Here is an 11,918-nt window from a genome sequence, read left to right as displayed (position 1 = left end):
ATGAGCTGATGATACATCATAAAGGATGGTTGCCACGGACCATATAATGTAGGAACTCGAAATACACTATATTGTAATTCCCCTTTTTTTAACCCTTCTTCTACTTTAGAAAATAGGCGTTTATTTTCGGATTCCCCTGTGCATCCTACCTCAATAGAAGAAATTAGATTTAGCTTTACTTTATTTTCTTCACACATTTTTATAATCCGCTTTAAATATTGTAATATGACTCTTTCATTCCGAAAGCCATTTTGCTGGTTTGGTTCACACAAACAAAAGTAAACTGCATCGAAATTCTCTTCCTCTACTGATCTCCATCCATCTTCATCTCTTATTGGATAGTACGTAAATAAAGCGTTTCGCCCAATTAACAATAACTTCTCTTCATTAATTTTTGTCATACTATCGTATTCATCAAAATCAAGACCATACACTTCTACTTCTTCTGCAATCATTTTATTCACAAGGTGATAACCTACAAACGTAAGTGCACCTATAATCAGCACGCGTTCCATACCACCAACCCTTTCCCCTTGAAACAAATAGCTCCTCATTTATGTATATGGGAGCCTCACAATTCTTCTTCATATTTTTTAAAGAAATCCGTTGTTTGTCTAACCATTTTATATTTCACATCTTGGAGATGGAATAAGACAGAAGTATCACATTGATTGAATTGCCTCATTTTCTCGTATTTACGTAACAATTGTTTTCTTCCTCTTTTTTCTTGTGTTGATACGAAAATTTTAACAGGTACACAAGACGGAAGAAGCGTAAATGATTTCTTATTTATTTTTGATTCTAATTCTTCTTCTTTGGAATCGTACGCCAAACTTAATTCCTTCACTAATCTTTTGTAAAAAAACTTATGCTCTTTTTCGAACTCCACATATTCTGGCAAATCTAAACACGGATTTAACATAATGACAGAACGTATACTTTCAGGGTATTTGTTCATCATTTCAAGCGCTACAAGCGCACCCATACCATCTGCCATAATGTGCATTTTCGTATTTAATGTCTCTTTTCTCAAAACAACATCATATAAACGTTTCGCTAGACGAACAGATTGGTCATTCCCCCAGTGTCTTCCATATAAATTAGAAGAAAAGACCGTGTAGCCTTCCTCAATAAGGCCATGTAAAAAATAAGATCTTCCCGCATGCTGTGTCCATAAACTTGTACCATTCTCAATAAAGTAGTTGTAATCACCGAGGAGCATAACTGAAAACCCATTTGGCTTCTCCGGTAAATAAATGACACATGGTTCTTTTTCTAAGTAAAAAAAACGTTCCGTAATACTCATTTTTCCCCCGCCTTATTTTCTAAACGTATAAAACCACTCTTTTATAATGTATGAACGGAATGCAAATTTGCGTTGAAAAATCTACAAATATTTTTCTATATTCTTTTTTCAATTGTGTTACAATAAGGACAGATTGAACGAATAGAGGTGTAAAATATGCGTTTCATTTGGGCATTAATTTGGTCGTTCGCGCTTGTACATATGATGAGCTACGTAATCGGCTCTATGACTGGCGGTACATACGATTTTAACCAAGCGTCTATTTTCTCAGTTGTTCTTGCGGTATTAGTATTAGCGATTTCAGCTGCAATTCCAAACGAGCCAGTAGAACAACACTAAAAAGAGTCCGGATTTTATCCGAACTCTTTTTTATTTTCATTTCACATGAACAACTAATTCGTTATTTTCTACATCAACAACTACGTGACTATTATCCGTAATTGTGCCTGCAATTAATTCTCTCGCTAATTTCGTCTCAACTTGACGCTGCACATATCGTTTTAACGGACGAGCTCCGTACATCGGATCAAATCCAGCTTCTACAACAAATTCTTTCGCTGCGTCTGTTAATTCTACCGTAATATGACGGTCAGCTAAACGACCTTGTAATTCTTTTACAATTTTATCAACAATACCTTTAATTTCATTCGTTGTAAGAGGCTTGAATAAAATAATTTCATCGACACGATTTAAAAACTCTGGTCGGAAATGTCCTCTTAATTGTCCCATGACAAGTTCTCTTGATTCCTCTTTAATGGAACCATCTGCTTCTAATCCATCTAATAAATGAGCAGATCCAATATTTGAAGTCATAATAATAACCGTGTTTTTAAAGTCTACTGTACGTCCTTGCGAATCTGTAATGCGTCCATCATCTAACATTTGTAATAAAATGTTGAATACTTCTGGATGCGCTTTTTCGATTTCGTCTAACAAAATAACGGAATACGGTTTACGTCTTACTGCTTCCGTTAATTGACCGCCCTCTTCATATCCAACATATCCAGGAGGTGCACCAATTAAGCGTGACACAGCATGTTTCTCCATGTACTCAGACATGTCGATACGAATCATTTGCTCTTCACTATCGAATAAAGACTGTGCTAACGTTTTTGCAAGCTCTGTTTTACCAACACCAGTTGGTCCTAGGAAAATGAAAGAACCAATCGGACGATTCGGGTCTTTAATACCAGCCCGCGCACGAAGAACTGCATCTGATACTAAGCTTACCGCTTCCTCTTGTCCGATGACACGCTCTGATAAAATTTGCTCTAATCGTAATAATTTCTCACGTTCACCTTCAACGAGTTTTGCGACAGGAATGCCAGTCCAGCGTGAAACAATATCAGCAATCTCTTCTTCACTTACTTCCTCACGTAATAAACGGTTTTCTTGTTTATTATTCGCGCCCATTTCTTCTGCTTCTTTTAACTCTTTTTCAATTGCAGGAATTTTTCCGTGACGAAGTTCAGCTGCTTTATTTAAATCGTAATTACCTTCTGCTTCTCCTAATTCACGGCGCAGACGCTCTAAATGTTCACGTAAGTCACGAACTTTGTGAATATCTTCTTTTTCTTTCTCCCATTTCGCTCTCATGCTACTTGCAACTTCTTTTAAATCCGATAATTCACGTTGCAATGTTTTTAGACGTTCTTGGCTACCAAAGTCCTTCTCTTTTCCAAGAGCGGCTTCTTCAATTTCCAGCTGCATAATACGGCGCGTTACTTCATCTAATTCTGTTGGCATAGAATCAATTTCTGTACGAATTGTTGCGCACGCTTCGTCAACAAGGTCAATTGCTTTATCCGGTAAGAAGCGATCTGAAATATATCGATCTGATAAAACAGATGCTGCTACAATCGCGCGGTCATGAATATTTACACCGTGATAAATTTCAAAACGCTCTTTTAAACCACGTAAAATGGAGATTGTATCTTCAACAGTCGGTTCCTCTGCTAATACTTGTTGGAAACGTCTTTCTAACGCTGGGTCTTTCTCAATATATTTACGATATTCATCTAATGTCGTTGCCCCGATACAATGCAGTTCACCACGAGCAAGCATCGGTTTTAACATATTCCCTGCGTCCATCGCACCTTCTGTTTTACCAGCACCGACGATTGTATGAAGTTCATCAATGAATAATAAAATACGGCCTTCACTCTTTTTAATTTCATTTAATACAGCTTGCAGGCGCTCTTCAAATTCACCACGGAATTTTGCTCCGGCTACAAGTGCACTCATATCTAATGCAAAGATTGTTCTATCTTTTAACCCTTCTGGTACATCTTTTTTCACGATACGCTGTGCTAATCCTTCAACAATTGCTGTTTTACCAACACCTGGCTCACCAATTAAAACAGGGTTGTTTTTCGTTTTACGTGAAAGAATGCGAATAACGCGGCGAATTTCACTATCTCGTCCGATAACAGGATCAATTTTCCCTGCTCTCACTTCCGCCACTAAATCACGGCCATATTTTTCTAACGCTTCATAAGTTGCTTCTGGATTTTGACTAGTCACTCTTTGATTCCCCCGAACTGTCATTAAAGACTGTAATAAGTTATCTTTCGTAATATGCAATCTTGTAAATAAATGATTGATATCGCCTTTTTCTTCAGAAAAAGCAAGCAATACATGTTCTACTGAAATGTAATCATCCTGCAGTTTTTCTGCTTCTTTCCCTGCTCTTACAAGCAGTTGCTGCAGATTGCTTGTTATATACAATTTCCCAACTTCTGCTCCGCTTCCCGTTACAGAAGGTTTCTTTTTAATTACATTTTCTACATCTTGCTTCAATGCTTCTATATCAACATTCATTTTTTGAAATATACGTACTGCTAATCCATCTTGCTCCTCTAATAATGCAAGTAATAGATGAACAGTATCCACCTCTTGGTGATGATGAGATACCGCTAAAGATTGGGCACTCATAATCGCCTCTTGTGTTTTCGTTGTCATTTGATTTAAGTCCATCTTTACAGCCCTCCAAAAGTTTGACTTTCTTTGACCTTTGATTTGATTATACGCCAACTTACTTTTTTATACAATAAATTTGCCTATGTATTTTCAAACTTATTATTGGAAAAAGAAAAAGGGAGCATTCATTATGCTACTTAAAAAAGTACAGTAAATGAAATTATATTATGTAACAAAAAAAAGCCGCAATAAAGATTGCGGCTTCTGTTACGGTTTTCTTTTATATGTCCACTGACGGTTATGATTCGTGTTATCTGGAAACTTTTCACCGGCAGTTAATTGTACCATTTGCGGATTTTTTACCATACTTCCCGTTTCACCAATTTCTACGTAAACGCCATCATTTGGCGCTTTTTGTCCAGAACGAAACCTGCGATTTTGTCCCATCTTCATTCTCCTTCCATGACGTCTTGCCTCATTAGTATATCCATTTTAAAAGAAAGCTTTTCTGTCATGTTTAGGAAACAAGTACTACAGTTCACCGATTTACAATATATATAATTACACAAGCTTAAGCAGGGATTACTTCCTTACTTGTAGAAAAAAAAGAAACCAACCTACCTGTAGGCTAGCTTCAAAGGAGAGTCAAACATATACGAGAAGATTACATGTTTATTATAAGCCTCCTCATACGGGCAATGTAACCCTTTTCACAATTTGTACATAATGAAAGAAACATTGTTTGAACTTTCTAAAAAAATATTGACTTTTCTTGATTTCCAACGAGAAATAGTAGACACCACCGTACTTTGCGACGTAAGATGGATATATAGTGAACTTTCCATCTATGGTGGTCTCACCCAGTCTAACCTCTTATTTCTGCATATTAAAAACGGAAATACAGATAGATACAAAAAATTATTATAAGAGGTGAAATTATGAGTAAACAACATTTAATCGCATTAGACTTAGACGGCACTTTATTAACAGACAACAAAATAATTTCCACTCGAACGAAACAGACAATTACAAAAGCAAAGGAACAAGGGCATATCGTCGTCATTTCAACAGGACGTCCATTCCGTGCTAGTTTTGATTATTATAAAGAACTTAATCTTAATACACCGATTGTAAACTTTAATGGTGCTTACGTGCATCACCCTCTTGATTCAAATTGGGGCACACATCACTCTCCACTTGAGCTAGCAACAGCCCAAGAAATTGTCCGAGCTTGCTTTGATTTCGGCGTAAAAAATATATACGCTGAAGTGATGGATGATGTGTACGTTCGTGAAATTGATGAAGATAAAAAACACATTTTCGAATTTGGTTCTCCAAAGATTTTCACAGGAGATTTATTAAATATTTTAAACGACCATCCGACTTGTTTATTAATTGACGCACACGATGATCATTCCGTTGCAATTCGTCAACATTTAACTGATATGCACGCTGAAGTGATCGATCATAGAAAATGGGGCGCACCTTGGCCAATTATTGAAATTGTAAAAAGTGGATTAAATAAAGCGGTCGGATTGCAAAAAATTTCTAGTCATTACAACATTCCAAAAGAGCGCATTATCGCTTTCGGTGATGAAGATAATGATTTTGAAATGATTGAATTTGCTGGTCACGGTATCGCAATGGGTAATGCAATACCTGAATTAAAATCACTCGCCAATCATACGACATTAACAAATGAAGAAGATGGCATCGCTCTATATTTAGAAGAGGTTCTTGGATTGTAATCTAAAAATTCCCTGCTTATAGTTTCTCGCCAAACGCTCATACTATAATTAGACGCCGAGTTAACGCGTCAATTGTTTTCAGCTAAATAAAGGGGGTTTTTCGAATGGGTAAAAAGAACAAATCAAAACGTTTTATCCAACAAGGAGCCGATGCTGTTATGAAGCATGATGCAAGATTCCCGTACAGAGGTACATTAGCTGAGGCAGAAAAAGCGAGAAGTAACTCTTCTTTTGGAGGGGTTTAAATGGGGAACTTACTATTCCAACAAGCTAGAGATGCTGTTGCAAATGCCGTATCTTGTTCAAGCGGCGCTGAACAACAAGATCTCGTATATACAGCAAAAAACGCTTTGCAATCCGCTTACGCAAACTCTTCAACTGCTGAGAAAGTTCAGCTACGCGAGATGCAGGAGCAGTTGCAAAACATTACGAATTTGCATTAAAAAAGAGGACCAGCTTTGGTCCTCTTTAATCTTTTCGAAACAATCCGAATACCCCGACCGTTTGCAGTATATTTGTGAACGCACCTGGGTCTACTTGTTTAATAACCCTTTCTAATTCGTACAACTCGTAACGAGTAATAACCATCATTAACATTTCCTTATTTTCATTTGTGTAAGCACCTGTTGCAGGTATAGTTGTAATCCCTCTCACTAATCGTGAGTGAATCGCCTTTCGTACGTCTGCACCATTTTTCGTAACGATTAACGCTGTTATTTTCACATGGCGAGTATGGATGGCATCAATAATTCTCGTTGATACATATAAAGTTACTAACGTATATAACGCTTTCTCCCACCCATACACATAACCCGCAGCGATAATAATAATTGCATTAAAAAAGAAAAAGTATGTACCGACAGGTTTATCTTTTATCTTAGATAAAATCATCGCAATGATATCTAAACCACCTGTAGAAGCACCCCATTTTAACGCAACCCCTACCCCAATCGCTGAAATAATGCCGCCAAAAATTGCATTTAGTATAATATCGTTCGAAACCGCTCGAACTGGGATAATTTCTAAAAACAAGGTCATAAATATAACGCATAGAAAACTAAAAAACGTAAAAGCCTTCCCAACCTTTTTCCACGCTAAAATAACGACAGGAATATTAAATAAACTAAACAACACCCCTGTAGATATATGAATAGATAAAAAATCACCTAATATTTGTGATAGTAATTGAGACAATCCAGCAAAGCCACTCGCGTACACTTTCGCTGGTGTTAAAAACAAATTCATTCCAATCGCATTTAATAAACCTGCGATAATTACAACGATTAATTTCTTAATAAGTTCGGTATAATTCAACTTCAAATCCATCTCTAATCCACCTTTACCCTTCATAAATGCACCGCTATACATAGTCTTTACGAAAAAGGAAATGATAAACGTACAACGTTTAGAAATGGAGTTGATACATATGCCACATACGAGTGATAACGACAAAAAAGCTCGCGATAATAATGCAAAACGCACGCAAAAAAATGAGCAAGAGCAAAAAAATATTCAGCAGGGCAAGCGCGCATATTCCAAGAAGACTGATCACCTTTGATCCCATCGTACATCAACATAATTGTTGATGTACTTTTTTTACATTTCACAGGAAAAAACATTAAAAATTCACTTCATGTTCACTTCTATATTCTACAATAGCGATAACATATTCGGATGAGGTGTTAGCATGAGAGGGAAACATATTTTCATTATTACTGCACTAATAAGTATATTAATGCTTTCTGCTTGCGGACAAAAGAATGGCTCAGCTACAGTCGCTACAGCAACAGACTCAACCATTACGAAGAGCGACTTCGAAAAACAATTGAAAGATCGTTACGGAAAAGACATGCTATACGAAATGATGGCATACGACGTTATTACGAAAAAATATAAAGTATCTGACGATGATGTAGATAACGAGGTCCAAAAAGTAAAAAATCAATTTGGAGACCAATTCAAAGGATTTTTAGAAAACAATCGTTTAAAAGATGAGGCTGATTTCAAAAATCAAATGAAGTTCAAACTCGCTCTGCATGAAGCGGTTAAGAAAAGCGTTACAGAAAAAGACGTGAAAAACCACTATAAACCAGAAATTAAAGCGAGTCACATTTTAGTAAGCGATGAAAATGCAGCGAAAGAAATAAAGAAAAAACTAGACGCTGGTGCTTCATTTGAAGAATTAGCAAAACAAGAATCACAAGATCTACTATCAAAAGAAAAAGGCGGAGACCTCGGATACTTTAATTCAGGTACAATGGCGCCTGAATTTGAAACAGCTGCCTACAAACTAAAAGTTGGCGAAATTAGCAATCCCGTCAAATCAACGAACGGCTATCACATTATTAAATTAACTGATAAAAAGGATTTAAAGCCTTATGATGAAGTGAAAGACTCCATTCGTAAAAACTTAGAAGAAGAACGTATCGCTGACCCTACATTCAGTCAAAAACTATTACAAGACGAATTAAAAAAGGCAAATATTAAAATAAATGATAGTGAATTAAACGATACATTTTCTCTTATATTTGAGCGGGGAAACTAAAAAAGCACGGTCTTATTTAAAAAGATAAGACTGTGCTTTTTTTATTTCATGTTTTATTGCTTGTATTCTAGCCTATGATACATTCTTCTGCATAGCAAACAAATACTTGCTTTTCCGAACGTAAAGATACTATATAATACTCATCTTCAAAATGCCCTACTATATAACCCATTTCCCCCGCCAGTTCAATTGTTTCTTTATTGAAATATACTCTTGTCCGATCAAATTTCATATACTTTATGATACTCTCTAACTCATTTTCGTTTACTTCCTTTTCAGAGAAAAGGAACATGAGGCTTCCCTCCATACATACAGGAGAAATCACATCGAAAATATCAGTTGCAGGATCATACTGGTTTATTAAAATTGCGCTCTTTACGATCGACTTTTTCCAGTTTAACTCTTTTAATTCTTTTTCCCAAATATAATTTTGCACCTTTGTTAATTCTTCTTGAACCCCTTCACAATTCACTAAAAGATATAAATGAAATTTCGACATCATTGTTTCCATAAATTGTTCCATGCTTGTATCAACATCAACTATATATCTATTAATTGTTGATAACAAATTCAAAATTTTATCATTTTCAAAATTATCATGCTCATCTAATACTAGAAAATATTCGTTTTTTTCCGTTGCAGGTTTGTGTATTTCAATATATTTATCCATATTTTCTCCTTATATCCGAATGGATTGTCCGCTGCGATTCCTTTTGCTTCGCTTTTTAATACGTTATCCCATGCATCATATTCATAGCTTGCGACTATTTGTCCATCTTTGTCGGTCATTGCTATTACGTCACCGCGCGGGTTGTAGTGGTAGTATACCGATTGATCTTGTATTTTCATTGCTAGGCGGACGCCGTCTTTATTGTAAACGTATTGACGGAGGACTTTTCCGTTTACGTTCTTTTCAATACGACGGTTTTCGTTGTCGTATTTATATGTTGCGAACGGTTTGCCTTCCCCTTTTTTCGTTACAGCAACAAGTTGGTCTGCTTCGTTCCATGTGTATGTGTATTTCCCATCAGATGTACGGTTACCATTTGCGTCATACGTTAACGATTCGTTTCCGAATTTTAGAAGTTGATTTCCTTCGTTAAATGTTGCGATTACTGATTTTGTTTCTTTTCCATTTTCTGTTACTTTCACGCTCGTACGATTGCCAAATCCATCATACGTGTAGTCTCTAACTGTTCCATTTGGTGTAGATTCTTTTAATAATTGATTAATTGGATCATATACATAATTTGTTTCCGTTATTTTCCCATCAGGACTTTCATGTTTAATCTTCGTACGTTTTCCTGTTTTGTCATACTCATATTTCTCTAATAGTAGCATTTGCTTTGGTGTTGCAATAGCTAAATCCGATAGTTTCCCTGTTTGATCATAATTATACGTTGTACTAGCATCATTCGGTGCGATATACGTACGTACGTGGCCATTCTCATCTGTTTTCATTCTTACAATTAACAATTTAAATAATTTTCTGATGATCTCCAATATAAAAACGACAATATTGTGTCTTTTTTTCTAAAAATGTATATTTTCCGACAATTTACCATTTTATATTCTTTTTTCCTTATAAATACAGTAAAATATTTGTAGATTAAACGTTTTATTACACCTTATTTACTTTTTATCTACTTTATAATAAAAAAAAGAACTATTTTTTCTCTTAAAAATTTAGAGAAAAAATAGTTCTTTTTCATTCACTTTATTTCTTAAAGTAAGTCCAACCTTCTTCTTGGTAAATCTTTTCTTCTTTCATCATTTTACCAAGCGCACGCTTAAACGCAGCTTTACTCATATTGAAACGTTCTTTAATGTCTTCTGGGTGGCTCTTATCCCAAAACGGCATTGCTCCGCCTCTTTCTTCCATATATTCATAAATTACTGCAGCATCATCTTCCATTCCTTCTTCTTTACGAGGAAGAAGTGAAATGTTGATTGTACCGTCATCTTTCACGTCAATAATACGACCTGTTACACGCTCACCGATGCGGACTTGTTCTTTTCTTTCTGTATGGTGTAAGAAAGCACGGAAATGCTCATCAGTTAGTATGAATGAACCAACTTGAAGTGAACGATACACACGTCCATTGACGTTTTTATTACGCATAGATGGCGTCGCATCTACGATAATTTCTTGCATATCACTGTCTCTTGCTGGAAGAGCGATTAAACGATCACGATTCGTTAATTTTAACGTACAATATAATTCGTCGCCTACTTCTGGCCATACTGGCATATAAATCGGGAACTCATCAAGTGGAATTAGTATATCTTTTGATACACCAATATCAACAAACACACCTAAACTAGGAATAACTTCTACAACCTTTACCCAATTCCAATCATGTGTTGTAATAATTGGTTCCTTCATTGTTGCTGAAATACGATTTTGATGATCAAGGTATAAGAATACATCAATCGTATCGCCTTCTGCAATTTCTCCAGCTACTTCGTTTTTATGTAGGAAGATTTCTTCCTCTTCGTTTCCAACCATATATCCGATTTCCGTTTCGCGTAAAACAGTTACCTGTTCAATCGATCCTAATTGCAAATACATATTTTTTAATTCCCTTCTATATATATAAAGTTATCTTTTTTATCATTCCAAACAAAAGTTAATTATAACACGATTTTTCCTTTATTTGTCCAACTGCCCAAAATTCACTATAATAAAGTGAAGCTACATGAATATCAGTATGAAAACACTTAAGTCTAAGCTCGTTTTCAGCTATACTTTAGTATGTACAGTACATAAAAAGATTAAAAATTTATTTGGAGGTGCTAACTATGGCAAAAGATAGTTCTTTTGACATCGTTTCGAAAGTAGAATTACCTGAAGTAACAAACGCAATTAACATCGCATTAAAGGAAATCCAAAACCGATATGACTTTAAAGGAAGTAAAAGTGATATTAAACTAGAAAAAGAAGTACTTGTTTTAACTTCTGACGACGAGTTCAAATTAGACCAAGTAAAAGACGTTTTAATTTCTAAACTTGTAAAACGTAACGTTCCAATTAAAAACTTGGACTATGGAAAAGTGGAAGCTGCGACTGGTAACACTGTTCGCCAACGCGCAACGTTACAACAAGGTATCGATAAAGATAACGCGAAAAAAATTAACAACATCATTAAAGAAATGAAATTAAAAGTGAAAACACAAGTACAAGATGATCAAGTACGTGTTACAGCGAAAAGCCGCGATGACTTACAAGCAGTAATCGCAGCCGTTCGCAGTGCTGACTTACCGATTGACGTACAATTCATTAACTATCGCTAAAAAGAAAACTCCTCTTAATTAGAGGAGTTTTTCAGAGTGTTGGGAAACCCTTTAGGGTTCCCAACATTCTGCAATCCTTTTTAATTTTAGTAAATGAAAACAATAT

14 protein-coding genes and 1 pseudogene are annotated in these 11,918 nt (G+C 35.6%); 7 read left to right on the top strand and 8 right to left on the bottom strand.

Annotation, left to right across the window (positions count from 1 at the left end; translation table 11 throughout):
- Both JDS92_RS27850 and JDS92_RS27845 read right to left on the bottom strand, forming a co-directional pair.
- Positions 1-542 (bottom strand): NAD-dependent epimerase/dehydratase family protein (locus JDS92_RS27850; RefSeq protein ID WP_199632892.1); only part of this gene is annotated, 542 nt, incomplete at its 3' end.
- 29 nt (positions 543-571) lie between these two features.
- Positions 572-1,306 carry a lipase family protein gene (locus tag JDS92_RS27845; protein ID WP_000028709.1) on the bottom strand — a complete coding sequence of 245 codons (735 nt, stop codon included), beginning with the start codon at positions 1,304-1,306 and terminating at the stop codon, positions 572-574.
- A gap of 156 nt (positions 1,307-1,462) precedes the next feature.
- Here JDS92_RS27845 and JDS92_RS27840 point away from each other — a divergent pair, with 156 nt between their 5' ends.
- Complete coding sequence (locus tag JDS92_RS27840) at positions 1,463-1,645, top strand: YjzD family protein (RefSeq protein WP_001211112.1); 183 nt, start codon at positions 1,463-1,465, stop codon at positions 1,643-1,645.
- Between the two features lie 36 nt (positions 1,646-1,681).
- On the opposite strand, the gene clpB is transcribed toward JDS92_RS27840, so the two are convergent.
- Together clpB and JDS92_RS27830 are read right to left on the bottom strand one after the other, a co-directional pair.
- Entirely contained in the window at positions 1,682-4,282 is a 2,601-nt protein-coding gene (gene clpB / locus JDS92_RS27835) for an ATP-dependent chaperone ClpB (protein WP_098911383.1), read from the bottom strand.
- Positions 4,283-4,492: 210 nt separating this feature from the next.
- A complete protein-coding gene (locus JDS92_RS27830) occupies positions 4,493-4,672 on the bottom strand; it encodes a YjzC family protein (protein WP_016082481.1) in 180 nt (59 codons plus the stop codon).
- A gap of 491 nt (positions 4,673-5,163) precedes the next feature.
- On the opposite strand from JDS92_RS27830, the gene JDS92_RS27825 reads away from it, so the two are divergent.
- From JDS92_RS27825 to JDS92_RS27815, 3 genes are all read left to right on the top strand, one after another.
- Positions 5,164-5,973: a Cof-type HAD-IIB family hydrolase gene (locus JDS92_RS27825; protein WP_000043171.1), complete on the top strand. Its 810-nt coding sequence runs from the start codon at positions 5,164-5,166 to the stop codon at positions 5,971-5,973.
- Positions 5,974-6,077: 104 nt separating this feature from the next.
- Complete coding sequence (locus JDS92_RS27820; RefSeq protein WP_000516816.1) at positions 6,078-6,218, top strand: hypothetical protein; 141 nt, start codon at positions 6,078-6,080, stop codon at positions 6,216-6,218.
- Positions 6,219-6,416, top strand: a complete 198-nt coding sequence (locus tag JDS92_RS27815; RefSeq protein WP_000527396.1) for a DUF3813 domain-containing protein — start codon at positions 6,219-6,221, stop codon at positions 6,414-6,416.
- A gap of 25 nt (positions 6,417-6,441) precedes the next feature.
- Here the strand turns inward: JDS92_RS27815 and JDS92_RS27810 are convergent, their stop codons facing one another.
- On the bottom strand, positions 6,442-7,299 hold the full coding sequence (locus JDS92_RS27810; RefSeq protein ID WP_000364440.1) for a YitT family protein: 858 nt from the start codon (positions 7,297-7,299) through the stop codon (positions 6,442-6,444).
- Between the two features lie 100 nt (positions 7,300-7,399).
- Here JDS92_RS27810 and JDS92_RS27805 point away from each other — a divergent pair, with 100 nt between their 5' ends.
- Together JDS92_RS27805 and prsA are read left to right on the top strand one after the other, a co-directional pair.
- A complete protein-coding gene (locus tag JDS92_RS27805; RefSeq protein ID WP_001120851.1) occupies positions 7,400-7,531 on the top strand; it encodes a DUF3941 domain-containing protein in 132 nt (43 codons plus the stop codon).
- A 129-nt stretch (positions 7,532-7,660) separates the two neighbouring features.
- The gene (gene prsA / locus JDS92_RS27800) at positions 7,661-8,518 is read left to right on the top strand and encodes a peptidylprolyl isomerase PrsA (RefSeq protein ID WP_199632891.1); all 858 of its coding nucleotides are present in this window, start codon (positions 7,661-7,663) and stop codon (positions 8,516-8,518) included.
- Positions 8,519-8,585: 67 nt separating this feature from the next.
- Here prsA and JDS92_RS27795 read toward each other — a convergent pair whose 3' ends face one another.
- From JDS92_RS27795 to JDS92_RS27785, 3 genes and pseudogenes are all read right to left on the bottom strand, one after another.
- On the bottom strand, positions 8,586-9,188 hold the full coding sequence (locus JDS92_RS27795; RefSeq protein WP_016108001.1) for a hypothetical protein: 603 nt from the start codon (positions 9,186-9,188) through the stop codon (positions 8,586-8,588).
- Positions 9,189-9,199: 11 nt separating this feature from the next.
- Positions 9,200-9,982 (bottom strand): annotated as a pseudogene (locus JDS92_RS27790) (RHS repeat domain-containing protein); the annotation flags it as partial.
- A gap of 253 nt (positions 9,983-10,235) precedes the next feature.
- The gene (locus tag JDS92_RS27785; protein WP_000281280.1) at positions 10,236-11,090 is read right to left on the bottom strand and encodes a CvfB family protein; all 855 of its coding nucleotides are present in this window, start codon (positions 11,088-11,090) and stop codon (positions 10,236-10,238) included.
- A 230-nt stretch (positions 11,091-11,320) separates the two neighbouring features.
- On the opposite strand from JDS92_RS27785, the gene JDS92_RS27780 reads away from it, so the two are divergent.
- Positions 11,321-11,812 carry a YajQ family cyclic di-GMP-binding protein gene (locus tag JDS92_RS27780; protein ID WP_001040146.1) on the top strand — a complete coding sequence of 164 codons (492 nt, stop codon included), beginning with the start codon at positions 11,321-11,323 and terminating at the stop codon, positions 11,810-11,812.
- Positions 11,813-11,918 lie beyond the last annotated feature (106 nt).

Source organism: Bacillus cereus group sp. N12, from assembly GCF_016483575.1.
In the GTDB taxonomy this organism is placed as follows: domain Bacteria; phylum Bacillota; class Bacilli; order Bacillales; family Bacillaceae_G; genus Bacillus_A; species Bacillus_A toyonensis.
Note: the sequence above shows the minus strand (reverse complement) of the source record. Positions and strands in the feature narration are given on the sequence as shown.